Origin of the sequence: Microcoleus sp. S13_C3 (assembly GCF_036700905.1) — a bacterium.
Taxonomy (GTDB): Bacteria; Cyanobacteriota; Cyanobacteriia; order Cyanobacteriales; family Microcoleaceae; genus Microcoleus.
Genome location: NZ_JAUBPT010000005.1, coordinates 15,708 through 40,900, shown reverse-complemented (window position 1 = coordinate 40,900; position 25,193 = coordinate 15,708). Strand labels below are relative to the sequence as shown.

Below are 25,193 nucleotides of genomic sequence, written 5' to 3'. Positions count from 1 at the left end.
AATCTCAATCTCAACTGCATCAAACCGAGGAGATGTTAGAACAATCTCAATCTCAACTGCATCAAACCGAGGAGATGCTAGAACAATCTCAATCTCAACTGCATCGAAGTCAGGAAGAATTGGAGCAGTTGCGCCTTCAAATGGATCAAAATGAGACTTTATTAGCACATTTTCAGTCTCAAGTCAACCAAATCGAGGTTCTTTTCGCAGAATCTCAATCTCAACTCCATCAGACGGAGGAGAGGTTAGAACACTCTCAATCTCAACTCCATCACACTCAAGGAGAAGTAGAACATTCCCATTCTCAACTGTATCAAGTTCAGGGAGAATTAGAGCAAACTAAGGCATTGCTAAATCAATCGCAGACTCAGTTGCACCGCACAGAAGCAGTGTTGGAACAATCCCTAGTTCAACAGAACCAAACTCAGGAGCAATTAAATCGCTTGCGGTTTGAGCAAGCTATAGCCAGCCAGAGAAATGACCCGAGCCAAATGCAGTATGAACTTCTAGTATGGGATGCGTGGTATGCTTATCAAAATAGCGATATGACCAAGATGATGGAGTGCTTGCAGCAATCCCTAAAATGTACGCCTTTCTCGCACACAGAAACCGTTTTGAGCTGGTTAGATAGTTTTGCGAAGTTCTCCTCGGAGAAAGGTTGCGAACTCAATACCTACTCATTAACAAACTCAGAAGAGTGGAAACAATTGATGCGTCCTATTCGTGGGGTTAGGAAGATAACGCTTGCTATCCCATAGATAGATGGAATCTAATTTTTATTAGACTTACAAACTTAAAGAAAATGACCCAAAATAACTTAATTGAAATTCTGGATATTGTCCCGTCATCTATAAACGATCACGAGCAATCTTTATGGGGATTTAACATAGAAAGCCCAAAACAAGGAACTCAAACCGCCACCAACAAGGTTTGGTTTGTAGGATGGGTTTTAGGGAAAAATGCTTCTGCTGTAGCGGTTGATGTAATCAGTAGCGGTACAGTGATTTATAGAATTACTTTTAATCAGTCGCGCGGGGACGTAGCTGAGATTTATCCAGACGTTCCTGGGGTTGAAAACTGCGGTTTTGCTACAGAAGTGCTACTTAGCGAACTGCCAGAAGAAGCTGAGTTAATACTGCAAGCTGTCTTCTCAGATATAAGCTCGGTGCCTTTGGCTGTTGTGCGAGTGGGGCGGCGACCACCGCGCTGGAAGCAGATTCAGACAGACTTAGAGCGCTCTAGAACTCGACTGCAACAAATTCAGGCGGAACTGGCGCGATCGCAATCTCGACTTGACAAAGTTCAAAAATAATTCGAGAGGAAACAGTTAATGCTTTTGGTATCAACTTTTAAATTTAAAGCTATAGCAGTCTAGTCTTAGAAAAACTTTGAGAATGCAAACACAAACAGGAGATATGATAGTGGCTAATTTATCATGGCTGTCAGAAGTAGAATTAATATCGATCCACCTTCCTAAGACCGCCGGAACAACGTTTGGGCGAATAGTTTTACCGCAGATTTATCCGCACGAGCAAATTTTATATGACAATCATTCTTTACCCATAGAAACTCTCATAAAACAAGGTAAGCTGACAACGAAAATTAGAGCAATTCACGGTCATTTTCCGGCAAAAAAGTATCAAGAATATGGCCCGACTGCCAAAATGGTGATTTGGCTAAGGAACCCTATTCTTTTATTGATTTCTGCCTATTATTTCCTGAAAAGTAATAATCAGGTTTTTTTTGATGAGAATCATCGATATGTAGTGGAAAATCAACTGAGTTTTTCTGATTTTATCAAGCAGCCTTTTATAGATAACAGTGCTTCTAAATACTTTGCGGATGAAATAAAATTAACTGATTTTTACTTTGTAGGTATTCAAGAATTTTTCATAGATGATTTAAACGATTTGAAGAAAATGCTGGGTTGGCCAACGCTTAAAGTTAGCGTAGCTAATCAAAATTTTCACGAGGATTACCAAACCAAGGTAATGGATATTTTAAATAATCAATCTTTGGTTAAAAAGATAGTTGCTATCCAAAGTGCTGATATGAAACTGTATCAAAAAGCATTAAGCTTAAGATATCAACGGAAAGGGCTATCAAATTATCTAGAAATGTACCAACTCTCCTTGCAAGAATCACAAGCAAGATTGGGATTCAATTCGTTTCAGGCTCCGAAATTAACTCAGCGCATTGGTTTGGGTAGTGAACGCGGGGTAAATCCTCCATAATTAATGCGTCGCTGTTTTATTGGATCGATTTACACCCTTAAATTTCTTCATTGCTTTTAAAATGAAGATTGAGGCATTAAACAAATGTCAGTTAGCTTCTCAGAAGCTCGCAAAGCAAAGGAAAAAAATCAAAGATTATGATTGAACACTCTTTAATTCAAATTCAGGAAATTGTAAATTTGCCTGTAAACGATCCAGAATTGTTATGGGGGTTTAACATCGACAATCCAAACACTTCATACAAAACAGATAAATATGAGGTTTTGGTTTCGGGTTGGATACTAGGTAAAAAGACTCAAGTAGTCTCGATCGAGGTCATTAGTAATGATAGGGTAATACAGACAATTCCTGTCAACTACCCACGTCCAGATGTTGCTCAAATTTATACCGAAGCTTTCCATGCAAGCACAAGTGGTTTTCGGGAAAAAGTAGGAGTGACTGAACTGCCGACGGAAGTTGAGTTAGTGCTCCAAGCTGTGTTGTCAGATCAAAATCGTTTGCAAATTGGAATGGTAAAAATTCAAAAAAAACTTCCATTCCTAGAGCAGGTTAAGGCAGATTTGGAGCGCTCGCAGACCCGAACACAACAAATTCAAACTGAACTGAATTCATCTCAGCCTAATTACTTTAAACCTCAACCAGGTATTAAGGACAACAAAACAAATGACTCAATTCTAAATTATGCTGCTCAGTTGAGCGACCAAGAATGGTTGGAGGCAATTATTAAAAGTGTAGATGATCCGTTTGTAGATGGTATAGAACTTCCGGGATTCCCTCCCGATGAAATTCAGCGAAATATAGTTGGCTCGTCGGGCAAGCACGCTCTAGGCGAAGGATTTAATTTCTATTCGGAGATCAAGCGGTACGCAGCTAACTTGGGACGGCCACTAACTAGAGACAGTCGAATTCTCGATTTCGGCTGCGGCTGGGGGCGGGTGATTCGGTTTTTTCTAAAAGATATTGTTGCAGATAATCTATATGGCATTGATGTCAATTCTGAAATGATTGACATCTGTCTCAATACAGTGCGCCTGGGAAACTATAGTGCAGGCAAACCAGAGCCACCCACCGAATTTGATAACAATAGTTTCGACGTAGTTTATGCCTACTCAGTTTTCTCTCATTTGTCGGAATCCGTACACATAAAATGGGTGGAAGAGCTATCAAGACTACTCAAACCTGGTGGTATCCTTATAGTCACAGTTTGGGGACGAAACTTTATCGAATTTTGTCGTTCTTTGAGAGGTCAGAACCATGAATTTGATTGGCATAAGGCCTTAGCAAACTCATTTTTGGATACTGAGGCTGCTTTTGCAGACTACGATAATGGCAAATTTTTATATAGTGCCACGGGTGGCGGTCCTGCGCTCCCTGCGTCTTTTTATGGGGAAGCCGTGATTTCGCCTGGATACGTTAAGCGGGAGTGGACTAAATATCTGACATTTTGCGATTTTGTTGACGATCCAGCCAAGTTTAATCAAGCTGTGATCGTTATGCAAAAACCTGTTAATGACAGTTTGTCATCTCAAATCGATACAACTGAACCAGAATCTGCTTCAGTCTTTCCCTTGCCTCAAGAAATTGTACATCTTGATGCCAGTTTGCAACCAAAGAGTCAATATTCTTACCGCAACACCTCGATAGCTTTGCTAGCAATTGAAAAGTTACTTTGGCAAAAAGATCGAGTGATCTTAAACAATTTGGTTTTTCGATTAGAGCAGACCAAAGATAGTAATTGGGAATTAGGAGAAGAGTGCTTCGTACTTTACAAGCCTAAAGATTTGATAGATCAGTATGAAAGATTTTTCTCAACTCATCAAAAGTTTAATCCTGATAATGTAGTCGAGTTGGGAATGTGGGAGGGGGGAAGCGTAGCGTTTTGGTTTGAAATTTTTCAACCCACAAAGCATATTGCGCTCGATTTGCAGCCCCGTACAGACAGTCCCTATTTTCAAAAGTATGTCAACGATCGAGGGTTACAAAATCGACTCAGGACATATTGGCATACCAACCAAGCAGACTCAGGGCGGCTCAAGGAAATTGTGAAACACGAATTCAACGAGCAGCCTCTTGACTTAGTGATGGATGATGCCTCTCATTATTATGAACTCACAAAAATTAGTTTTGAAACGTTATTTCCGTTAATTCGTCCCGGCGGTTTTTACATAATTGAAGATTGGGCATGGTGGCATTGGCAAGGATTAGAGAATTACTATTCCGACGCAACTCCTTTGAGTAAACTAATATTTCAACTGGTGGAGGCAGCAGGGACTTCAAAAGATATCATCAAGAATATTGTCATTTATCAATCCATTGTAATAGTGGAGCGCGGAGATGTAATTATTCAAGAATTAGATGACTTCAAACTGGATAATTATATTTACAGACATTCGAGGAAGTAGCCATATTATCGATCGTCGAAATTGCTGTTAGCCAATTTCGACGGTTTTTATAATTTCCTACTTATTAATACCTCTATTAACTCAGCCCTAATACCGAGCAATAAATTATCAACATAAACAATAGTTGTGTACAGACCACTGTGTTTTAGAATATAATCACATATATCATACCCCCAATACATTGTCACAAGTGACCCTTGATTGTCTACGGGATTGCCGTGATAATCAGGATAACCTAAAATAATAACATTACCATTTTCCTCTTTTTTTGCATTTAATTTAGAAGGTTGCTCTTTGTTGACTATAGGTACTGTAAATATATGCGCGCCTCCTTTTTTTAAAGTTCTGGCAATTTCATAAAATGCCTTGTCAGGATTAAATATATGCTCCATCACATCTTGCGTTACCATTAAATCAAAACTTTCGTCAGGAAAAGTCAAATTTTCCAAATCTTCATTTCTCCAGCCAGTTGGATGCGTTTTTCCAAAGGCAAAATTTGGAAAATAATGCGTACCTATGTAATTTTTGCAATTATTTTTTAGCTTCAAACTAGCTCCTCGATCGGCCGGTGAAGATTCGTGTATGTGCAACTGCTTCCAATTAGGGTAAAATTTTTCGATGCAGTACATTAATGCCCTTTCTCTAGGGATTGAATGACAATTATTACAAAAGTAACCATCTCTCAACCAGTCACTCTCAGAATAGAATGTTACATGACTGTCGCAGATAACACAATGACCTTGATTGTTAATAACGTATGACATGGCGATGAATTCAGCTAATAAATTAGAGATGGAGCGATGGCTTATTTTCAACTATTTACTAATAGCTTAGCAGAGAGTAAACATTGAAATTAGCGTGACTTTCCCGCTCCTTAGTAAGCGGGAGCTTTCAGATAACGAGTCAAATTAAACCAATACAGGAATAGTTCAAAATAACTCGGCCAATTTAAAGGGGAGGGAGCTACTGGATTTTGCAAATGCTCGACCTGCATTTTTGATAGAATACTTGTCATAATTTTAGTTGATTCTTCCTCAGCTATTGATTCCAAAGTCTCAAATGTATTTTTGCCGTGAAATCGATAGTAATATAAGTCTTGCTCCAAAAATAAGGGTTCTGTATGCAAAATCGAGCGCAGCAGAAAGTCCCAATCGTGGCAGTAACGATAATTGCTAAATTCACCCACGCGGTTAAACAGCGCTTTGGTAAAAGCAAAGTTTCCCGTCGATATGCTGACATTACATATTAAGCAAGCAAATCCAAGTGAAGGATACTGGCTAATGAGTTTTTGAGTACAAAAGTAACGCTGTGCAACAGGATGTGAGTTAGTTACATTTCGATCGCTTTCATCAACATACTCTACCCCACTAAATACAAACTCAGACTTTTTATTCTGCATTGCATCAACAATATATTTTATTCGGTCTGGATGATACATATCATCAGAATTCAATAGCGCAATTATATCGCCATTAGCCTTGGTGATGCCGTAGTTGAGCGCAGCATGGGCACCTTGATTCTTAGTGAAGGTTTGAAACTGTGTTTTTTGAGGAAACCTTGATTTCCAACTAACATTTTGAATTAACCTTTCTATTTCGGATGTTGAGCCGTCTGCCGAACAATCGTCCACAATGACAACCTCTATATTTCTATAGGTTTGTGCCGCTACAGAATCAAAACATTTCTGGAGAAAACGCTTGTGGTTATAAGACGGAATCACTACCGAAACTAAAGGAGATTGCCAGTTTTCCTTCATTAACTTTTTACGCTCCTTATTCAATCAAGCTTGTTGGTAAAAATAGTGAATTGATTGTTGCTTCAGCAGTGCAAGCATTGCTTGATGCGCCTGTTCTTTAACTTCGATTCTCTTCGCCAACTCGTCCAGCAATTGACACTGACGATTGAGGCTTTCGGCGGGAAATTTTTCGATCGCATTAATCATCGTTTTGCAAACATCGGGCTGCGAGTCATTAAGGAAACCTTGTTCTTCTGGTGCTATATTTAAGTCTTGAACGGCATCATACCCTGGCTGCAAATGTACTACTTCTATTAGCACAGGGCTTTGATCTTGAAGAACTACTTGTAGGAGCAGTTCCATTTTAGGTGAAAGTCCGATTAATTGTACTTTTGCGGAAAAGCCACTGTATTCTGCCCCTGGTAATGGATAAACCTCATTTACATCGGGACGGTGTAGGTCAACCGGAATTTGCTGTATCACTTGATCGTTGTATATTACCTCAACGGCAACAGGGGGAGATTTTTTACTAATTACCCAGCCTTCAATACAAATAGAGTTGAAAGCAACATGGGTTTCCGGTCTGGGTGAATCTAGCTGCCACAATAACTCAGTATCCTGTTGACACCGGGAGATATGGACAACTTTGGCGGTTTTTTCTTTAAGCAGTTTGTCCATAGCTGCGAACGACCTATTTTGAGCATCAATTCTCGAATCCAGTTCATCAAGATATTCCTGCAGTTGACGGCTATCTTCAATAGGAAGATGCCGCAACAAATTAATAATCGTTTTCCAGCTATGACTACCGTAAAGAGCGTTGCGGGTGGCCACAAGATAGCTGTGTCCGTATTTTCTATCAGGTTCGAGATGAGCTCCCTCAGCCCATTCATTCCAAGCATTAATGAAGACCAGCCGTTCGTCGCCTGAGTGCATTTGCTTGGTTTTTTCGATGACACCCCGCAGCCAAAATTCGTAAAAGTCAGGGTCGGAATTGAGAAAGGCATGAGCTGTCCTTTTCCGGCGAGCTGTATTGTCCCAGGCAGTCATAACTGAAAGAAAAACTTTATACGGTGGAAGTCTATCGGCTATAGAATTAATCACACCATCTTTATAATCGTAAAGCTTTCCGGAAAAGTCGGGAATTGAGATTTCAGATGGTAAAATTTCTCTAGCAGAGAATCCATGCGGCGGAAATTGTACCCCCGAATCAAAGCCGAATTCGATCGGCGGTTTGTGCAGGCCTATAAAGGTGACAGCTACGGAAATGTGAACTTCTCCTACACCATTTTTTCTAAAAATCTTTCTCCACAAATCAGTTGTTCTGCGGGAGTCAGGAAACAGATCGTGTCGATAAACAATCAGTAAAGGAGCACCATTGATGCGAATGTATCGCTCATCGAGCAAAATGTGAGTTACGCTCTCAGCAAAAGCCTGATTTTGTTCGTCGTCCCAGCATTCTTGGGCCATAAGAATTTCGTGTTCTGCGCCGTCCCACCTGCGCGTCCAGTTTTCATTTGCCCAACAAATGCAGAAGGGAAAGTCCGGCTTTTTCGACTGCAAAACTTCATCAAGCGGGCGGTGCAGTAGACGTTTGCCGGCAAACCAATAATAGTAGTAACAAAAGCCAAAGATACCGTATTTTTTTGCTAGGGCGGCCTGCGCTTCTCTCACTTCTGGCAGGCGGAGATCGTAAAATCCTAGGTCAGCAGGAAGCTGGGGTTGATGGTGTCCTTCAAATAGAGGTTCGGCTTTGGTAACATTAGTCCATTCTGTAAAGCCTTGACCCCACCACAAATCATTTTCGGGAATTGGATGAAACTGCGGTAGATAATAAGCAATCAAACGTACATCTTTTGCCAATCTGGCAGCTTCAGAAGTCCTGATTAATGAGGGAGTATTTGTGTTGGCTTGCTCATGGACTGTAGGGATACTTATTATGTTTAGCGCTTGCCGACTTTGAGTTGTATCTCTTGTTTCCAGTATTTTATCTAATGTCCGCCAATGAGCATCGGTGTTGTCTATTTTAATTTGCAGCGCCATTTTGTAAAACGCGATCGCCGCTTCATGGTGATTTTGTTTGGCTAAGGTGTCGCCAAACTTTTGGTAAAGCACATCTGACTCGGGGTTGAGTTCGATTGCGCGACGGTACAAGGCTAAGGCTTCATCCCACTTCTGTAGTGAACTCAGATTATCTACTAACTGTAGATCCACTTGAGCCGACGGAGGATTTAGCTCGCTGGGACGACTGTACAAAGGGGTGGATTCCGACTTTGCTAGTTTAGCTGGAGGCTGCTCCAGAGGGCGGTGAACTACATCCGACTTAGGGGTGAAGAAATTTTGGTTGACTTCTATTGCTGGAGGGTAGGCGACAGTAGTTTCGTTGACTTTATCTTCTTCTTGAAGATTTTCTCTGAATTTGCGATCGTTTCTGGCAGTCCCATTTTTCTGTTCAACCCTACTGGTGGAAGGTTCGATCGCCCTACTTATACCCTTTTTTTTTAACACCTCTTCTAACCGCCCAGAAATAGCCTTGTCATCAGGCCGAATCTGCAACGCCATCTGATAAAAGACGATCGCCCCATCCGACCAACCCTTCCTTCCCAAAGCATTAGCCAACTCAACATAAAGGTCAGCATCATTCGGCGCAATCTCCAGCGCCTTGTGATACAACTGCACGTCATCACGATTATCCTGAATCGCCTTTCTGTACAAACCCATCGCATCCCGCAAATCCCACTGCGATCGCATCCTCAAAGCATCAGCCAACTTTTGCGAAAGCCACGGCAAATCAGCCTGAATTTCTGCAGCGCGGCGGTAAGCGGCGATCGACTCATCCCACCGTTCCAGGTTCTCAAAAGCCGTTCCCATGTTGTAATAAGTCCACGGAAAATCAGGATTCAACTCGGCCGCGCGTCGGTAAACATTGATCGCCTCCTCCCACCTTTCCATTTCTAGCAGCACGTCGCCCAATTTGCTCTGCGACCAGAAGAAATTCGGATTAACTTCGTTAGCACGCCGGTAGGCAACAACTGCCTCATCCCACCGTTCCAAATTCACCAGCGCTTCTGCTAAATTGTTGTGCGCCCAAAAATGGTCGGGATTGAGTTCTATCGACCTTTGGTAAGCCGAAATTGCCTCATCCCACCTGCCCAGTTTAATCAGCGCGTCTGCTAAATAGTTGTGCGACCAACTGAAATCGGGATTTAACTCTGTTGCTTTCCGGTAAGACTCTACAGCTTCTTCCCACCGTTCCAACTTCAGCAACACATCTGCTAAATTGTTGTGAGACCAGCTAAAATCAGGATTTAATTCGATCGCCTTGCGGTAAGCATTTACAGCTTCCTCCCAGCGTTCCAACTTAACCAGCGACTCAGCTAAATTGTTGTGCGACCAAGAAAGTTCGGGAGTGTTTCTAATAGCATTAGTGTACGCTTCTACCGCTGCTTCCCACTGTTCTTGACCCTTAAGAATTTCGCCCAATTCGTGATAAGCTGCGCCAGCATTTGGGTTCAACTCAACCGCGCGCCGGTAACAGTCAATTCCCTTATCTACCTTACCTTGCTCGATCAAAGTTTTGGCTAAATTCTCGTGTTCCTCAGCGCTGCCGGATTTCGGGTCGATCGCAAATGCTCGATACCAAGCCTCAGCCGCCTCCTCCGACTTTCCTAACTGCGTCAACAGTTTCGCATAATTGCGGAAAGCACCGGCAAAATCCGGTTTCAGGGCGATCGCCTTTTCGTAAGCAGAAACCGCTTGCTGCCACTGTTCCTGCTGCGCGCAAATGCTGCCGTAATTAGCATAAGCTTCGGCAAAATTAGGGTTAATTTCTATTGCTTTGACATAGCAACTTTTAGCTTCATCAATTTTGCCGCCAGCTTGCAGCGCGTTGCCCAACATTTTGTATAGGGGCGCTTCCGGCTTAATTTGCAGGGCCTTCTTGCAAGCTGCGATCGCCTGTTCCAATTTGCCTTGAGCAAAATAGCCTTCTGCCAGTATTTTGTATGCTTCTGGATCTTCTATATTAATTGTAGAATTAACTGGCTGCTGCTGCACTGGCGGCTTAACTGCCTGCTGCACTGCCTGCTGCACTGGTGGCTTAACTGCCGTGGCTGCGGGCTGCTGCTTAACTGCACCGTTTGTCGCCGTTGCACCCGCCAAAGTTTGTTGTCCCTCGCTGCCGTTTCTCGCATTAGCTGCGTTCAGTTCAATAGCTTTGCGATAATATGCTGTCGCTTCTTCTAACTTGCCTTGTTTTTTGAGCGCTTCGCCCAAATTTTGGTAAGCAGTCGCCACATTAGGATTTAATTTTATGGCGCGATCGTAACAGGCGATCGCTTCGGGGAATTTTTCCTGCCGAAAAAAAGCGTCGCCCATATTCAAGTGTTCCCCGGGCGCTACTTTTTCCGGTTCCAAACTAAATGCTTGATACCAGCACTGCTGGGCTTCTTCCGGTTGGCCAATTTGTCCGAATACTTTTGCTAAATTCCGGTACACTCCCGCGAAATTCGGCTTAATCGCGAGCGCCTTTTGATAAAATCCGATCGCCTCCTGCCATTTTTGCTGCTGCGCGCCCAGGCTGCCCAAATTCGCATATACTTCCGCAAAATTCGGTTCTATTTCAATCGCTTTAGCGTACCAGTGCCGCGCCTCTTCCATCCTGCCTTGAGCTTGCAGCGCGTTGCCCAAAGTCTTGTAAGCCGGTGCCAAATTGGGGTGAATCTTCAAAGCTTGCTCGCAGGATGCGATCGCTTCTTCTATTTTTCCTTGGGATAAGTATATTTCTCCCTGTTGGTTAAATTGAACCGCTGTTGATTCTGTACTGACTGTTGATGGCATAGGGGCGGCGGCTCCACAAGTAGCAAGTAAATTATAGGATTCAAAATGTTTCACAATTATACAGCGGTTTGACGCCAACAATTGCCGTTTTACCAAAGCTGTCGAGAATGTGATGCAAAGGTTCCACAATAGCAGAATACGATCGCGAGCGCGCAACTCCGGCAAAAAAGCGATCGACCACCTCCGCCTCGGTTTTTTCCCGGCATTCTAGTGCTTGCACCGGAGATACAGGTTTTCACCCCCCATGAGGGATGCCTGATTCGGCGGCTGTCAGGATTTTCGAGGTTTGGTTTGTACCTCTAGAAACTTGAGAAAATCGATAGTGCAGCAGACGAAGTTCCAGCGGCAATAGTTCCTCACGCACCAAAATCGATCGCAGGTATCCGGGCTGCACCACCAGACTTATGGAAGAAATATAGTGAACTACCCACACTAAATCGAAACGATTATAGTGTGGGCTTCTAACATCACAGAGGAATGCCTCAGAACGGACTTGCGTCCAAGCTTTGGTCTTACTTCCCCTCCGTTAGCAAAAACGGCTGTTCCATCCGTCTGTAGTATCCTGATGCCTTCCGCTCTAATGTTTGTTGCTGCATTACCATCACGGTCATGACGAGTACCGCAATTAGGACAAGTCCACTCCCTAATATCAAGCAGTAACTTATCAATCTGGTAATAGCAATTAGAGCAGAGCTTGGAGCTGGGGAACCAACGGTCAATTTCAACCAACTTGCCACCTTTTTTCTCTAGCTTGTAAGCTAGGAAATTGATAAAGGTTCCCCATCCCACATCAGATATGGCTTTAGCTAAATTGTGATTGCGTACCATGCCTTTGACATTAAGATTCTCTACTACGACAACTTGGTTTTCATTGACGAGCTTTCTCGAAAGCTTATGTAGAAAATCCTGACGGGATTTAGTTACCCGTTCGTACACTTTAGCTACCGTCTTTTTGGCTTTGTTCCTTGAATTACTTCCTTTCTGTTTTTTAGCTAGCTTTTGTTGCTTGCGTTTGAGGTTTTTCTCGTGTTTGGCTAGATGCTTAGGGTTATCATACTTGGAGACTTTGCAGCCATTACTCGTAATAGCAAAATGAGTCAATCCCAAGTCAATCCCAATTACTTTTCCGACCGTTGAAACAGTCGGATTGTCGCCTTCACTCTCCGTCAATATTGAGGCAAAGTATTTCCCAGAAGGATCTAAGCTAACCGTTACGGTTTTGATTGTTCCTTCTATGTTCCTGTGTAGCTTGGCTTTGACTTTGCCGACTTTGCCCGGAAACTGAACAAACCCATCAAGTACCTTGACATTTTGAGGATACTGAATCGATTGCTTACCATGCTTTGACTTGTAGCGCGGGAACCTAGCACGACCTGCAAAAAAGTTTTTATAGGCAGTTGTGAGGTTGAGCGTTGTTGCTTGCAAAACTTGGCTATAGCATTCAGACAACCAAAGTGTTTCTTCGGCTTTCTTGAGCTTTGGTAAAAAGGCATTGAGTGCTGACTGACCAAGGCTTTTACCCGTTTCTTTGTAAGTCTCAATTGACTTGTTTAGAGCATAGTTCCACCACCATCTGGCACAGCCAAAGTGCCCAGACAGTAGGGCTTGTTGCTCTAATGTTGGATCAAGTCGAACCTTGATGGCAGTATGCAGCATCTCATTACCTCCTTACTGTATTATACACATTCCAGTAAAACAGCGACATCGATAAAGATTTGGAGATTTCCGTACCTACAATCTCCCTGCCTTTCATCCCACCGAAGACACTGGGTACAGTTATAGCGGGGGACAACAGGAGCGAGGAGTTAAAATAATTAACAGTAAATGTTCTGTCAACTTTCGCTTAAATTGCGGTAATTTTGATGTTGTTAGAGCCACCACCTCAACTTGTCGGAGAAAAGCGCCTCACCTTTCGCGACCTCGATTGGCAAGCCTTTAAGCAAATTCAAAGTTTGCTGGCGGAGCGCACTCACGCCCGCTTTACTTACGATAACGGGGTGTTAGAAATCACCATGCCCCTCGAAGAACACGAACGCTCTGCTCGTTTGATTGAGCGATTCATCTTAATCCTGATCGTTGAGATGGGGATGAGAATGAAGACGATGGGATCGACTAGGCTCGATCGAGAAGACCTACTCAAGAGCGCCGAGCCAGACAATGGATATTACATTCAGAATTATACCTTAGTTGCCGATCGCCTGGTTAATTTGAATGTCGATCCAGCCCCGGATTTAGTGGTGGAAGTGGATATTACCCATACCGATCTCAATAAAAATACACTTTATGCCAGTATGGGCGTGCCGGAATTTTGGCGGTTTAACGGGCGGGTATGGCGGATTTTGCAATTAGTCGATGGGGCTTATGTCGAGCGCGATCGATCTCCGACTTTTCCCATTATTGAAAAAACTGATTTATACCGATTTCTCGAAGCGGCTTTCATCGATGAAATTGCCGCACAGATTGATTTTAGTCAATGGGTGCGACAGCAGATTCAAGGCCCAGTAGAGTAAGTGCGATCGAACCAAAATGAGAATGGCAACATCTCATTTTGCCAAAAACCATTTTTTTACAGTGGGAGCGTCCCCGCTCGCGAGTATTATACAGATCGCGAGCGAGGACGCTCGCACTATCAAAACAAAACTGCGATCGAACCCAAATTAGAATAGCCTTTTTAGCAAAAAACGATCGCCCTTTTGGGAGAAAGCGATCGCCCTTTTTTTGCAACCATTAGTTAACAACTATTAGCAATTACTAATTAAGCTGCTGCTGCTGCGTCTTCTTCTGCATCTTCGGCTTCAGAACCTGCTTGAATTCCCAGCACGCTAACAACCACCTGATCTGGTTCGCCGAGAGCTACCACTCCTGCAGGCAAAACTAATTCGTGAATGTGCAGCGCATCCCCAACCTTTAAATGAGAAATATCTACTTCAATTGCTTCAGGAATGCTGTCAGGTTTGCACTTAGCTGCGAGTTGCGTCAGCACAGTATCCAAAATGCCGCCTTCTAACTTGACGCCGACAGGTTCGCCAACAAAACGCAGTGACAATTCAACTTCCAGGCTGTCTTGAGTCGCTACGGAGAAAAAGCTCAGGTGGTAAGGAAAGCCCTTCCAAGGATGAACTTGAACTTCTCGGAGCAAGGTTTTTCCGCTCCAAGAGAGTTCGGGAATGCTGAGGTCAATTAGGGCATTGTTGACTACGTGCTTTTTGAGCAGGGTTTCAACTGTTTTGGCTTTGATGGTAAGGGAAATGGATTCAGATCCTTTGTGGCCGTAGAGGACGGCGGGAATCAATCCAGAGCGGCGGAGGGCGTTAGGTTTGCTGCCTTCTGCCCGCTTTTGACATTCTACTGCGAGTTCCATTTTCTGACTTTCTGCTAATTGTTTTCACATTTTACCAGAATTGTGATATTGCGATCGCGCCTAATTAAACGACTCGCTGAAGATACTGATAATTCTCCTTTTCCAGACACTTCAGCAATTCCAGCATTTTCCTCAAACGGTACGTTTCTGCTTGATACTCTTCTTTGAGAGGGGAGTCTCCCAGCTTAGCAAGGACGGTATCGCTTTCGGAGATAATTGCATCGCAGAAAAATTTTCTGAACTTCTGGCGAATATCTCGATCTAACTCAACTAAAGGTAGCTTCTCCTCCTCTTCATCTATCAAAATATTTCTGGGGACAGATGTGCCGATTTTGGAAAATTCTGATTTTGCCAACCACTCGTAAACCTCTTCAGACATTCCGACATAGTGCGGTGGCTGATTAGTGTTGGAGGCATAAAAAATCATGTCTAACATTAGCTCTCCTCTTGACCTTCCTGATTCAATAAATTACTTTCTGGAAAATCTTATACCCAAGCTATATCTGCTTTGTCGAATATAATCTTAGCGGGTTGAGTAATTTTTCCTGTGGTAATAACTCCAATCACAGTGCCTTTTTCACATATTTCCTTAGCTTTTGTGGAATCTATTTTTTTATTTTTCCAGGCTTTGATTTCTATATGCGGTTCATTCATTATTTTTTATATTTTTTTTATTATTTTGATAAATTAACCATTAAATTCGATCTGCAAATTGCGGAGTAGCTGTTTAACTCGCGGAACATCCCGATCGTTGACGATCAAAATATCACCTTTGGGACTGTTTCCGGTTGTTCTTTGGGCTTGTATTCCTTCTTTGCTTAACTCTATTATAAGCCATCCAATCATGTCTCTGTGAACTTCTAGCCGTGCTATCAGTTCATCCTCGTCAGTCATTTACTTGACTCCCTGTAAAGAATGATACACTTGACCTCGCCGTGGGTCAAGTGTACTAAATCTCCTGGAACCTCGCTCTCGGTGGGTCTCGGCGAGACTGGTAACAGCTTTGAGTATTATTGATTGAGACCCAAAATTATATTTTAAGGCAACGTTAGGCGGGCGTACCGTCAGCAGAGAGCAAAGCGCGCTTGGGCCCGTGAATCGGGTCTTCTACAATAATAGTTTGGTCGCGGCTCGCACCGAGAGAAACGATCGCGATCGGCACTTCCATCAAGTCTGCCAAAAACTTCAGATAATTCAATGCTTGCGGCGGTAAATCTTCCAAATTCCGGCACTCTTCCGTAGACTGTTTCCAACCGGGAAGGGTTTCGTAAATAGGTTGGCACCGAGCAAATATCCGGGAACTTTTCGGGAAATCAACACATTTTTCGCCGTCAATTTCGTAAGCAACGCAAACTTTTATTTCTTCTAATTCATCCAACACATCTAGTTTGGTAATTGCCAGACAGTCAAGGCCGTTGATGCGGACTGCGTAGCGGCCGATTACTGCGTCGAACCAACCGCAGCGGCGTTTGCGGCCGGTTGTCGTGCCGAATTCTGCACCCCGATCGCCCAAAATTGCGCCAATTCCATCTACCATTTCAGTAGGGAAGGGGCCTTCTCCGACGCGGGTTGTATAAGCTTTTGCTACGCCAATTACGCGATCGATCGCTGTTGGGCCGACTCCGGTTCCCACACAAGCACCGCCAGCGATGGGATTGCTGGAAGTAACGTAAGGATAAGTACCGTGATCTAAGTCTAATAAAGTGCCTTGCGCGCCTTCAAACAGAATATTTTTCCGCTTGTAAATTCCCTCATAAATCTTCAGGGAACTATCAACTACGTGCGGCCGCAAACGTTCGGCATAAACTCGATATTCATCAATTACGTCTTGCGGATTTAAAGGCGGCAAATTGTAGAGTTTTTCGAGAAGGACATTTTTACAATTAATCGTCCATTCCAATTGTTCTTGCAACCCATCCAAGTCCATTAAATCGAGCATCCGAATGCCGGTACGTTCCGACTTGTCGGCGTAAGTAGGGCCGATGCCGCGTCCCGTCGTCCCGATTTTATAATTTCCCCGCTGCGTTTCCGATGCTACATCAATTAATCGATGATAGGGCATCGTGACGTGAGCGGTCTCCGAAATCATCAGCGACGTTGTCGAAATATTCAGTGCCTCTAGCTGATCTAACTCTGCAATTAAAACTTTAGGGTCGATGACCGTACCGCAGCCGATAATACACTCTTTATCAGGGTAGAGAATCCCGGAGGGAATTAAGTGCAGCTTGAAAGTCTGACCGTTTACTACCACGGTGTGACCCGCGTTGACGCCCCCTTGGTAGCGGACAACGATATCTGCGGATTTGCTGAGCAAATCGGTAATTTTGCCTTTTCCTTCATCGCCCCACTGGGCGCCGATTACAACTACGTTAGCCAAGGGTTTCTCGCGTTCTGTTCAGGTTGACACAATCTCCGATTATGTACGAATGCGCCCTAAATGTCAATCTATTTTAGATTTTAGATTTTGGATTTTAGATTTTAGATACGGGCATGGGGCATGGGGCATGGGGCATGGGGCATGGGGCGTGGGGCATGGGGCATGGGGGCATGGGGCATCTCCCAAAAAGCCTGTTTTTAACAGGCAAGATGCCTGTTCCACAAGAATTATCGGAGATGTCTATGGGGCATTAGGCATTGGAACTCACAAATAACCAATGACTAATGACTAATGACTACTGACTAAGGACTACTGACTACTGACTGCTGACTAATTAATTTTTGTTAACATTGAGAAAATAGAGGCTTTGTTGCCATGACTTTACACGCTGAGTTGCACCGCCATCTGGGTGGTTCTGTCGTTCCTAGGGTGCTGTGGCGGTATTTCGATCGCCACAATGCTGAGATGGTTAATCGATTTCCGAAATACTCGGAGTTTGAGGAGTTTTACACTCGTCCGCGCAATACTCTGAATGAGTATTTGGAACTGCACACGCTGGTAGAAAGCGTTCAAACTGTTGAGACGTTGCCTTATTTCATCTATCGGTTGATGCGGGGCGCTTACGTGTTTGAAAATCTGGCTTATTTGGAGTTGCGCTATACGCCTTATTTGCGGACTCCAGAACATTTGAATCAGTCAGAACGCATTGATTTGATGGCAGAAATTGTACAGGTTGTGGGCAAGGCAAGTCAAATTAGCGATTGTCCGATTGTTACCAGCCAAATTTTGTGTATGCACTCGCGTTTACCCTATGAGGTGAATCGGGCGATCGTTGATTTGGCGGCCGGGATGGGAGAATATGTTTGTGCGATCGATATAGCTGGCGGCGATGATTGTATTGGCGAGCGTTTAGATGAGTTTGTCGGATTGTACCAGTACGCGAGGTCGATCGGCATCAAAACTACCGGCCACCTCTACGAAACTACCTCTGGCTGTTATCCCGAACTTTTGCCTTATCTGATGCGTATCGGCCACGGGATTCAAATTCCGTTAAAATATCCCGAACTGCTGCCAGAAGTCGCGCGCAGGGGTCAATGCTTGGAGGTTTGCCCGACTACCTATCTCAAAACGGGAACCTTGCAGGATATGCGCGAATTGAAGGTTGTGTTCGATCGATGTTTTGAAGCTGGTGTCGATATTGCGATTTGTACTGACAACGCGGGATTGCACAACGTGCGGCTGCCTTTCGAGTACGAGAATTTGTTAACTTTGGATATCATTGATTTTCGGCAATTGCAAGCGTGTCAAGATGCAGCTTTCCGCCATGCTTTCGCCTGGCCCTACGGGGAGCGGCCTGTGAAAATGCTGACCGGTTTGTTGCAGCATGAGTCTGTCGGTGCGATCGTGAATTAAGATGCGATCGTGAATTAAGATGAGACGGCGGTTGAAACCGTGTCTACACAAAGGAAGTCCGCCTCCGCGGACTGAAGAAAATAAGGTAATTTCAACCGCCCTCCGATCTTCAACCCGCGTCGGCGGGTTTTGTTTGTATAGACGCGGTTTCAACCGCCGTTTGATCGGAACCGTATTGAGTTATATTTGGGAAGCAGAAGCATCAATATAAAAGGATAAAAAAAGATGACAAATATGGACGCTTACTGGATGCCATTCACTGCCAACCGACAATTTAAAGCGAATCCGCGAATATTGGTTTCGGCAAAAGATATGCACTTTACAAGCGATGATAACCGCTCAATTTTGGATGGTACTGCGGGGCTGTGGTGCGTAAATGCAGGACACGCCCGCGAGACAATTGCCGAAGCAGTTAAACAGCAGGTTTTGCGTTTGGATTACTCTCCGGCTTTTCAGATGGGACATCCGGGTGCTTTTGAATTAGCGGAACGTTTGGTAAAGATGATTCCGGGGAATTTCGATCGCGTTTTTTTTACTAATTCGGGTTCTGAATCTGTAGAAACTGCTTTAAAAATTGCAATTGCTTATCACCGGGTGAAAGGTGAAGGAACTCGCCAACGATTAATCGGTAGGGAACGCGGCTATCACGGCGTTGGTTTTGGGGGAATTTCTGTCGGCGGTATCGGTACAAACCGCAAGTTTTTTGGCAGTTTGCTGACGGGAGTCGATCATTTGCCTCACACTCACAGCCTCGAACACAATGCTTTCAGCCGCCAACAACCGGAATGGGGAGCACATTTGGCGGATGAATTGGAGCGGATTGTCGCTTTGCACGATGCGTCGAATATTGCAGCGGTAATTGTGGAACCGGTGGCTGGTTCTACAGGTGTTTTGATTCCGCCGAAAGGTTATTTGGAGCGACTGCGGGCAATTTGTGACAAGTACGGAATTCTGCTAATTTTTGATGAGGTAATTACCGGATTCGGACGGCTTGGCTCTAGTTTTGCAACGGAATATTTTGGGGTGGTTCCCGATATTGTGACGGCGGCGAAAGGGATAACTAACGGTACGGTGCCGATGGGGGCGGTGTTTGTGAAAGAGGGGATTTATGATGCTTTTATGAATGCTCCTGAAAATGCGATCGAGCTTTTTCACGGTTATACTTATTCGGGTCATCCTGTGGCTTGTGCGGCCGCTCTGGCGACGCTGGATATTTATGAGGAAGAAAGGCTATTTGAACGAGCCGATAAGATGGCCGGTTACTGGGAAGATGCGGTGCATTCTTTGAAGGGGGTGCGGCACGTAATTGATGTCCGCAATCTGGGACTGGTGGCGGGTATTGAGTTGGAATCTATTGCTGGGAAGCCGGGGAAACGGGCTTTTGATTGTTTCTTGCAGTGCTATGAAAAAGGGTTGCTGATTCGGACTACGGGTGATATTATTGCTTTGTCGCCACCGCTGATTATTGAGAAGGAACATATCGATCGCATTGTGGAAATTTTAACTGGGGTTTTGCAGGAGATGGAGTAGGATTAAAAGGAGATTTTGCACCATTCTCTCTTAACAGGCAAGATGCCTGTTCCACATTAACAGGCAAGATGCCTGTTCCACATTAACAGGCAAGATGCCTGTTCCACATTAACAGGCAAGATGCCTGTTCCACAAACAGGCAAGATGCCTGTTCCACATTAACAGGCAAGATGCCTGTTCCACATTAACAGGCAAGATGCCTGTTCCACAAACAGGCAAGATGCCTGTTCCACAAACAGGCAAGATGCCTGTTCCACAAACAGGCAAGATGCCTGTTCCACATTAACAGGCAAGATGCCTGTTCCACAAACAGTAAATTTCTTGTGGGGAGTAGGGGTTGGGCATCCTGCCCGCCCAGAGAAAGCTTATTGAAAAGGGTTCAAAAAATTGAAAAGCGCTATAATAATTAACAACTAACGACGAATGACGAATAACTATGGTGCAATTAACTGCAAAAATCTCTGCTAACGAGTTAGCAAATTTGGCTGTAGATTTGATTCGGAAAACAGGTTGCGAGTACGGTGATGTACGTTTTTGCAGTTACCGAAGGCAGAATCTTTACGCGCGCGATCGATCTTTAAGCCAACTGTCAGATAATGTAAGTTCCGGTTTTGGCGTGCGCGTGCTTCTAGACGGTGCTTGGGGGTTTGCCGCCAGTCACAGCAAAACACCCGCAGAGGTTGCAAGAATAGTCGCTTTGGCTGTAGAAATCGCGAAAGGCAGCCGCCTAACTCAGAAGGAACCGGTGCGGTTAGTGCCTGTCGAAAAATATGTCGATACCTACATTACTCCCATCGCCATTGACCCTTTTTCTGTACCCGTTGCTGAGAAAGCTGAACTGCTTCTAACTATCAACGAGCAACTGCTAGCACACGGCGCACAAGGCATCAAAAAAGCTTCTTCTTTTTTGCAGTCAAGCCGCGAAGACAAGGTTTTTGCTTCCACAGAAGGCTCGCTAATCGAACAAACAATCTACCGCAGCTATCCGGGTTTTGACTGTACGGCAATTGCGGGCGGCGATGCCCAAAGTCGCAGTTACGAACGCCCGCCGCTTAATATCGGTTACGAACATATTAATCCCGATGATTTGTTGAGTCAAGTCGAAAGAGTTGCCGCCGAAGCTATTGAGAAAGTCAGCGCTCCCACAGTCCCTGCTGGTATTTGCAAATCCCTGATTCTTAAGCCGACAAATTTGTATTTGACAATCCACGAATCGGTAGGACATCCAACTGAATTAGACCGGGTTTACGGTTACGAATCTAATTTTGCTGGCACGAGCTTTGCTACTACTGATAAGTTAAATAAACTGCAATACGCTGCACCTTGGGTGAATTTTAAGTGCGATCGCACTCAACCAGGCGGCCGCGGTACAATGGGTTACGATGATGAGGGCGTAAAATCACAAGATTGGTACGTGGTCAAGGATGGAATTTTAGTTGATTATCTCACTGACAGAGAGACGGCTTATCGCCTCGGACGCGGTAGCAGCAACGGTTCTGCTTACGCTGACAGTTGGTCTAGCGTGCCGATGGTGAGAATTCCCAATTTGGGATTGGAGCCGGGCCCGGATGGCGGCAGCCATACTGCTACTTTGGCCCAGATGATTGCTGATACGGAAGACGGGATTTTAATCGACGGTATGGGTAGTTATTCGATTGACCAGCAGCGGCGCAATTTTCAATTCGGCGGCGATGCTTTTTGGAAGGTGGAAAAAGGTAAAGTTGTCGGTATGTTGAAGGATGTAACTTATCAGGCGATGACTACTGATTTCTGGAATCAAATAGATGCGATCGGGCCGGCTTCGGAGTTGGTTCAGTGCGGTACTCATATATGCGGAAAAGGCGAGCCGATGCAGGTTGCTCAGATGACTCACGCTTGTGTGCCGGTGCGAGTGAGGGATATTCAAATTGGGGGAAATTCTTAATTAGATTGTAGGTTTTTAATGTGAAAATTCCAGCGGATGCTATCATACCCGAAGCAAAGTTGACGCGCTATTTACTTGTTTCAAAAGCACAAGATGACAAGTCAAAATTTCTCGCTCAAGGAAGGGGGTTTTAGTCAAGATAACCCAGAAGCTTTGTTAGGAGCCATCCAGTTTTTGATAGCGTCGGCTGAGGCAGTAGAAAATGGTGCTAATGAATTCGGAAAGTTCTTTCGCGCCGAAGGTGAGTTGCCAGGGGCCAATGGACGTAATTTAGCAGTTGTTACAATTTGGTTGCAGTGGCAAATTGACGGAAGTTTTCATTTTATTACTCTCAAACCCAAAAAGGAGTCTCGACGTGAAACTTGAACTTTACCAGCGTGTAGCATTGTGTCGGGATATGCCGCTATATCAGCTAAAAAAAGGTGATGTAGCCATGCTAGTCGATCGCGTACCTCCTCCAAGGGAAGGCGAAGATGATGGCTGCGTTCTAGAAATATTTAATGCTTTAGGAGAATCGATTTTAGTTGTGGCTGTTTCTCCTTCAGATGTGGAACCTCTGCGAGCAGATGAAGTGTTAGCAGTACGCTCTTTAGTACAGGCGAGTTAACCGTAGTATTGCGGGTAAACCTATTTTCAAATACAACAAATATTCCGGGACTTTAGCTTATGCTCGTAACAACATCGCCCGCACTTTTAAGTGAAGACCAAGCCTTATCTGTAGTAGAAAAAGCAGTCAAACTATCCAAAGCAGAGGAAGTATTTGTCAGTCTCTCTAGTGGCGAGGAATCTCTTTCGAGATTCTCGGAAAATCAAATCAGCCAAAATATCAGCAAAACTGTATTTAGCCTGAGCATTACTAGCTATTTCGGTAACAAAAGCGCCTCTGCTGCTGTTACAGAATTTGATGAAGATGCGATCGCCTCCGCAGTCAAGCGATCGGAAGAATTGGCCAGAATTGCGCCGGCAGACCCCGAATGGATGCCGCTGCTGCCGCCTCAAACCTACGATTTGCGATCGCCCGCATTCGACACAGCAACGGCAACTGTATCGCCTCTAGCGCGGGCCGAAATGGTGCAGCAAGCGTGCGCCAGATCCTCCCAGGGGGGCGCTCATGGTTCGGGCACTTTGAGCACTGAGGCGTCGCTGTACGCGATCGCCTCGTCAACCGGACTCCGCGCCTGCAACCAGTCTACAGATGCGGATTTCAGCTTTACTGCTCGCGTTGAAGACGGTTCTAGTTGGGCGAAGAGCACTGCTTGGAGTATCAACGAATTGCCGATCGCCCAATTAGCAGAACAAGTGCTCGATCGGGCGAAATCCTCCCGCAACCCGCGCCCCATCACCCCCGGCGTTTATCCGGTAATCTTTGACGGCGCTGCTTTTGCGGGCTTGCTACCGTGGGTGATTTGGGGGCTGGATGCGAGGGCGGCGGATGAGGGGCGATCGTTTATGTCGATCGCCGATGCAGAGGGAAAACCAGCGGGAAACCGCGCGGGGGAACAACTTTTTAGCCCGTTAGTGCAAGTGCAGCGCGATCCGGCTCATCCTTTGTTGCGATCGAATACTTTTTTCGGCGACGGATTGAGAAATAACTATTTGGAAATCATCAAAGATGGCGTCCCTCAAAGTTTGTCTTATTCTCGCTACTGGGCCGCACAAAAAGGCAAAGAGGCGAAAGGTGCTTATTACCCGATCGTGATGACAGGTTCCGACCAAAGTTTAGCAGATTTAATTGCTCAAACCGAGCGAGGAATTTTCGTCAGTCGAGCTTGGTACGTGCGCTACGTTAATCCGAAAACATTGGAAGTAACGGGAATGACTCGCGACGGTACTTTTTGGATTGAGGATGGCAAAATTGCTTACCCGATTAAAAACCTGCGTTTCAATCAAGTTTTACCTGATATGTTGCGCGATGTGGATGCAGTTAGTGCGGTGAAGCGTTACGGCGGTAGTGTCGTGCCCGGAGTGCGCGTGAAAGCTTTTAATTTCACCAGTATTACTGACAGTTTGTGACTCGCACATTTCTCACAATCTGTAGGGGCGGGTTTCACAAACAATCACAGCCAACAAAGAACAATCTCCCAAACCCGCCCCCACCCAGATTAATGCGAGTGATTTATCGTAAAGGTAGAGTATTTATTTTGATAGTTAGGATTAAAACCAGCTATTATAGTCATCAGTCTGGTGTCTGTTGTTAGTAACAATGCCCAATTCCCAATTCCCAATTCCCAATTCCCAATTCCCAATTATCAATGAATCAATATTTTGCTACAGTTGCGCGCGGTTTAGAAACTATTGCCGCCCAAGAATTAGAACGTTTAGGGGCTCAGGATGTCAAGCCAGATTTTACTGGGGTTTACTTTGCGGGCGATCGCGCTTTATTGTACCGCGTCAATCTTTGGTCGAGAACAATTTTTCGAGTGCTAATGCCGATCGCCGAATTCCGGTGTTACAACTCGGATATGCTCTACCGCGAAGTGCAGAAAATCCCTTGGGACGAATACTTATATCCCGACAATACTTTAGCAGTAAACTGCACCGGTGGCAACGAAAATTTGAACCACACTCACTTTACAGCTTTGCAGGTCAAAAATGCGATCGCCGACCAACAGCGCCTGCAATTTAACAAGCGTTCTAATGTTGATGTAGAGCATCCCGATTTGCTAATTAACCTTCACATTCATCAAGATAGAGCTATTTTAAGTTTAGACAGTTCTGGCGGCAGTTTGCACCGCCGGGGATATCGACCGGCGATGGGGCTTGCTCCCCTCAAAGAAACCCTAGCTGCGGCTTTGTTGGAGATGGCAGAATGGACGCCAGATTTGCCGTTTTTAGATCCTATGTGCGGTTCTGGAACTTTACCTTTGGAAGCGAGTTTAAAGGCCTTGAATATTGCACCGGGATTGTTTAGAGAAAAGTTTGGATTTATGACTTGGCGGGATTTTGACGAACCTTTGTGGGATCAATTGTGGGCAGAAGCTGAAAATAGTGAGTTACCGGAACTTAAAGAGGTGATTGCAGGGTGCGATCGCGATTCCGATATGTTAACTCAAGCTCGCACGAACGCGCAGCAAGCTGGTATTTCCGGTAAGATTCAGTTTGCTCAAACCGAGTTATCTCAGTTGGAAGCCCCCGCAGACAGAGGCATTTTGATTTGCAATCCTCCCTACGGAGAGCGCCTGGGAGATGCTAGCGAATTAGGAGATTTGTACAAGATGTTGGGGGATATTTTCAAGCATCGTTTTAAAGGTTGGAATGCTTTTATTTTGACTGGAAACAAGGAGTTGGGTAAAAAGGTGGGACTCAGGACATCGGGGCGAATTCCTGTTTTCAATGGCTCGATTCCGTGTACTTTGCTCAAGTATGAACTGTATTAAATAT

At 44.7% G+C, this 25,193-nt stretch carries 24 protein-coding genes and 1 pseudogene; 13 read left to right on the top strand and 12 right to left on the bottom strand.

The window, feature by feature from the left end:
- From QUA16_RS02570 to QUA16_RS02555, 4 genes and pseudogenes are all read left to right on the top strand, one after another.
- Window positions 1-758, top strand: a pseudogene (locus QUA16_RS02570) (hypothetical protein); the annotation flags it as partial.
- A 44-nt stretch (window positions 759-802) separates the two neighbouring features.
- Complete coding sequence (locus tag QUA16_RS02565; protein WP_333102407.1) at window positions 803-1,312, top strand: hypothetical protein; 510 nt, start codon at window positions 803-805, stop codon at window positions 1,310-1,312.
- Window positions 1,313-1,394: 82 nt separating this feature from the next.
- A complete protein-coding gene (locus QUA16_RS02560) occupies window positions 1,395-2,234 on the top strand; it encodes a hypothetical protein (protein WP_333102408.1) in 840 nt (279 codons plus the stop codon).
- 137 nt (window positions 2,235-2,371) lie between these two features.
- Complete coding sequence (locus tag QUA16_RS02555) at window positions 2,372-4,636, top strand: methyltransferase domain-containing protein (RefSeq protein ID WP_333102410.1); 2,265 nt, start codon at window positions 2,372-2,374, stop codon at window positions 4,634-4,636.
- Window positions 4,637-4,683: 47 nt separating this feature from the next.
- On the opposite strand, the gene QUA16_RS02550 is transcribed toward QUA16_RS02555, so the two are convergent.
- The 6 genes from QUA16_RS02550 to QUA16_RS02525 all read right to left on the bottom strand — a co-directional run bounded on the left by QUA16_RS02550 (window position 4,684) and on the right by QUA16_RS02525 (window position 12,863).
- Window positions 4,684-5,184, bottom strand: coding sequence for a class I SAM-dependent methyltransferase (locus QUA16_RS02550; RefSeq protein ID WP_333102411.1), 501 nt, complete (start codon window positions 5,182-5,184; stop codon window positions 4,684-4,686).
- Between the two features lie 326 nt (window positions 5,185-5,510).
- Window positions 5,511-6,392 carry a glycosyltransferase gene (locus QUA16_RS02545; protein WP_333181000.1) on the bottom strand — a complete coding sequence of 294 codons (882 nt, stop codon included), beginning with the start codon at window positions 6,390-6,392 and terminating at the stop codon, window positions 5,511-5,513.
- A 24-nt stretch (window positions 6,393-6,416) separates the two neighbouring features.
- Window positions 6,417-11,261 (bottom strand): tetratricopeptide repeat protein, encoded by a 4,845-nt coding sequence (locus tag QUA16_RS02540; protein ID WP_333102413.1) that lies wholly within the window; start codon window positions 11,259-11,261, stop codon window positions 6,417-6,419.
- Window positions 11,248-11,427, bottom strand: coding sequence for a hypothetical protein (locus QUA16_RS02535; RefSeq protein ID WP_333102414.1), 180 nt, complete (start codon window positions 11,425-11,427; stop codon window positions 11,248-11,250). The genes QUA16_RS02540 and QUA16_RS02535 overlap by 14 nt, the downstream gene beginning before the upstream one ends.
- Window positions 11,428-11,442: 15 nt before the next feature.
- Complete coding sequence (locus QUA16_RS02530; RefSeq protein ID WP_333180999.1) at window positions 11,443-11,604, bottom strand: hypothetical protein; 162 nt, start codon at window positions 11,602-11,604, stop codon at window positions 11,443-11,445.
- A 35-nt stretch (window positions 11,605-11,639) separates the two neighbouring features.
- Entirely contained in the window at window positions 11,640-12,863 is a 1,224-nt protein-coding gene (locus tag QUA16_RS02525) for an RNA-guided endonuclease TnpB family protein (protein ID WP_333102416.1), read from the bottom strand.
- 206 nt (window positions 12,864-13,069) lie between these two features.
- On the opposite strand from QUA16_RS02525, the gene QUA16_RS02520 reads away from it, so the two are divergent.
- Window positions 13,070-13,717 (top strand): Uma2 family endonuclease, encoded by a 648-nt coding sequence (locus QUA16_RS02520; RefSeq protein ID WP_333102417.1) that lies wholly within the window; start codon window positions 13,070-13,072, stop codon window positions 13,715-13,717.
- Window positions 13,718-13,962: 245 nt separating this feature from the next.
- On the opposite strand, the gene QUA16_RS02515 is transcribed toward QUA16_RS02520, so the two are convergent.
- From QUA16_RS02515 to QUA16_RS02495, 5 genes are all read right to left on the bottom strand, one after another.
- Window positions 13,963-14,568, bottom strand: a complete 606-nt coding sequence (locus QUA16_RS02515) for a 50S ribosomal protein L25/general stress protein Ctc (protein ID WP_333102418.1) — start codon at window positions 14,566-14,568, stop codon at window positions 13,963-13,965.
- 64 nt (window positions 14,569-14,632) lie between these two features.
- Complete coding sequence (locus QUA16_RS02510) at window positions 14,633-15,004, bottom strand: hypothetical protein (protein ID WP_333102419.1); 372 nt, start codon at window positions 15,002-15,004, stop codon at window positions 14,633-14,635.
- Window positions 15,005-15,054: 50 nt separating this feature from the next.
- Entirely contained in the window at window positions 15,055-15,222 is a 168-nt protein-coding gene (locus QUA16_RS02505; protein ID WP_333102420.1) for a hypothetical protein, read from the bottom strand.
- A gap of 33 nt (window positions 15,223-15,255) precedes the next feature.
- Window positions 15,256-15,462 carry a hypothetical protein gene (locus tag QUA16_RS02500; RefSeq protein ID WP_333102421.1) on the bottom strand — a complete coding sequence of 69 codons (207 nt, stop codon included), beginning with the start codon at window positions 15,460-15,462 and terminating at the stop codon, window positions 15,256-15,258.
- A 154-nt stretch (window positions 15,463-15,616) separates the two neighbouring features.
- Complete coding sequence (locus QUA16_RS02495; RefSeq protein WP_333102422.1) at window positions 15,617-16,945, bottom strand: adenylosuccinate synthase; 1,329 nt, start codon at window positions 16,943-16,945, stop codon at window positions 15,617-15,619.
- Between the two features lie 49 nt (window positions 16,946-16,994).
- Between QUA16_RS02495 and QUA16_RS02490 the strand changes: the two genes are divergently transcribed.
- The 3 genes from QUA16_RS02490 (at window position 16,995) to QUA16_RS02480 (ending at window position 19,888) form a co-directional block, all read left to right on the top strand.
- A complete protein-coding gene (locus QUA16_RS02490) occupies window positions 16,995-17,219 on the top strand; it encodes a hypothetical protein (RefSeq protein ID WP_333102423.1) in 225 nt (74 codons plus the stop codon).
- 101 nt (window positions 17,220-17,320) lie between these two features.
- Window positions 17,321-18,358 carry an adenosine deaminase gene (locus tag QUA16_RS02485; RefSeq protein WP_333102424.1) on the top strand — a complete coding sequence of 346 codons (1,038 nt, stop codon included), beginning with the start codon at window positions 17,321-17,323 and terminating at the stop codon, window positions 18,356-18,358.
- Between the two features lie 225 nt (window positions 18,359-18,583).
- Complete coding sequence (locus tag QUA16_RS02480; protein ID WP_333102425.1) at window positions 18,584-19,888, top strand: aspartate aminotransferase family protein; 1,305 nt, start codon at window positions 18,584-18,586, stop codon at window positions 19,886-19,888.
- 108 nt (window positions 19,889-19,996) lie between these two features.
- On the opposite strand, the gene QUA16_RS02475 is transcribed toward QUA16_RS02480, so the two are convergent.
- Entirely contained in the window at window positions 19,997-20,155 is a 159-nt protein-coding gene (locus QUA16_RS02475; protein WP_333180998.1) for a hypothetical protein, read from the bottom strand.
- A 169-nt stretch (window positions 20,156-20,324) separates the two neighbouring features.
- Here QUA16_RS02475 and QUA16_RS02470 point away from each other — a divergent pair, with 169 nt between their 5' ends.
- The 5 genes from QUA16_RS02470 to QUA16_RS02450 all read left to right on the top strand — a co-directional run bounded on the left by QUA16_RS02470 (window position 20,325) and on the right by QUA16_RS02450 (window position 25,189).
- Entirely contained in the window at window positions 20,325-21,812 is a 1,488-nt protein-coding gene (locus QUA16_RS02470) for a TldD/PmbA family protein (protein WP_333107554.1), read from the top strand.
- A 93-nt stretch (window positions 21,813-21,905) separates the two neighbouring features.
- Window positions 21,906-22,178 carry a DUF6883 domain-containing protein gene (locus QUA16_RS02465; RefSeq protein ID WP_333107553.1) on the top strand — a complete coding sequence of 91 codons (273 nt, stop codon included), beginning with the start codon at window positions 21,906-21,908 and terminating at the stop codon, window positions 22,176-22,178.
- Window positions 22,168-22,419 (top strand): DUF4926 domain-containing protein, encoded by a 252-nt coding sequence (locus QUA16_RS02460; protein ID WP_333107552.1) that lies wholly within the window; start codon window positions 22,168-22,170, stop codon window positions 22,417-22,419. Before QUA16_RS02465 ends, QUA16_RS02460 begins: the two co-directional genes overlap by 11 nt.
- A gap of 59 nt (window positions 22,420-22,478) precedes the next feature.
- Window positions 22,479-23,825 (top strand): TldD/PmbA family protein, encoded by a 1,347-nt coding sequence (locus QUA16_RS02455; protein ID WP_333107551.1) that lies wholly within the window; start codon window positions 22,479-22,481, stop codon window positions 23,823-23,825.
- Window positions 23,826-24,064: 239 nt separating this feature from the next.
- The gene (locus QUA16_RS02450; RefSeq protein ID WP_333107550.1) at window positions 24,065-25,189 is read left to right on the top strand and encodes a THUMP domain-containing protein; all 1,125 of its coding nucleotides are present in this window, start codon (window positions 24,065-24,067) and stop codon (window positions 25,187-25,189) included.
- Window positions 25,190-25,193: the final 4 nt, after the last annotated feature.

Excerpts from the sequence above, each read along its gene's own strand:
- QUA16_RS02565 (WP_333102407.1), top strand. The coding sequence starts at position 803 with ATGACCCAAAATAACTTAATTGAAATTCTGGATATTGTCCCGTCATCT.
- QUA16_RS02560 (WP_333102408.1), top strand. The coding sequence starts at position 1,395 with ATGCAAACACAAACAGGAGATATGATAGTGGCTAATTTATCATGGCTG.
- QUA16_RS02555 (WP_333102410.1), top strand. The coding sequence starts at position 2,372 with ATGATTGAACACTCTTTAATTCAAATTCAGGAAATTGTAAATTTGCCT.
- QUA16_RS02545 (WP_333181000.1), bottom strand. The coding sequence starts at position 6,392 with ATGAAGGAAAACTGGCAATCTCCTTTAGTTTCGGTAGTGATTCCGTCT.
- QUA16_RS02525 (WP_333102416.1), bottom strand. The coding sequence starts at position 12,863 with ATGCTGCATACTGCCATCAAGGTTCGACTTGATCCAACATTAGAGCAA.
- QUA16_RS02520 (WP_333102417.1), top strand. The coding sequence starts at position 13,070 with ATGTTGTTAGAGCCACCACCTCAACTTGTCGGAGAAAAGCGCCTCACC.
- QUA16_RS02515 (WP_333102418.1), bottom strand. The coding sequence starts at position 14,568 with ATGGAACTCGCAGTAGAATGTCAAAAGCGGGCAGAAGGCAGCAAACCT.
- QUA16_RS02510 (WP_333102419.1), bottom strand. The coding sequence starts at position 15,004 with ATGTTAGACATGATTTTTTATGCCTCCAACACTAATCAGCCACCGCAC.
- QUA16_RS02505 (WP_333102420.1), bottom strand. The coding sequence starts at position 15,222 with ATGAATGAACCGCATATAGAAATCAAAGCCTGGAAAAATAAAAAAATA.
- QUA16_RS02500 (WP_333102421.1), bottom strand. The coding sequence starts at position 15,462 with ATGACTGACGAGGATGAACTGATAGCACGGCTAGAAGTTCACAGAGAC.
- QUA16_RS02490 (WP_333102423.1), top strand. The coding sequence starts at position 16,995 with ATGCGCCCTAAATGTCAATCTATTTTAGATTTTAGATTTTGGATTTTA.
- QUA16_RS02485 (WP_333102424.1), top strand. The coding sequence starts at position 17,321 with ATGACTTTACACGCTGAGTTGCACCGCCATCTGGGTGGTTCTGTCGTT.
- QUA16_RS02480 (WP_333102425.1), top strand. The coding sequence starts at position 18,584 with ATGACAAATATGGACGCTTACTGGATGCCATTCACTGCCAACCGACAA.
- QUA16_RS02470 (WP_333107554.1), top strand. The coding sequence starts at position 20,325 with ATGGTGCAATTAACTGCAAAAATCTCTGCTAACGAGTTAGCAAATTTG.
- QUA16_RS02465 (WP_333107553.1), top strand. The coding sequence starts at position 21,906 with ATGACAAGTCAAAATTTCTCGCTCAAGGAAGGGGGTTTTAGTCAAGAT.
- QUA16_RS02455 (WP_333107551.1), top strand. The coding sequence starts at position 22,479 with ATGCTCGTAACAACATCGCCCGCACTTTTAAGTGAAGACCAAGCCTTA.
- QUA16_RS02450 (WP_333107550.1), top strand. The coding sequence starts at position 24,065 with ATGAATCAATATTTTGCTACAGTTGCGCGCGGTTTAGAAACTATTGCC.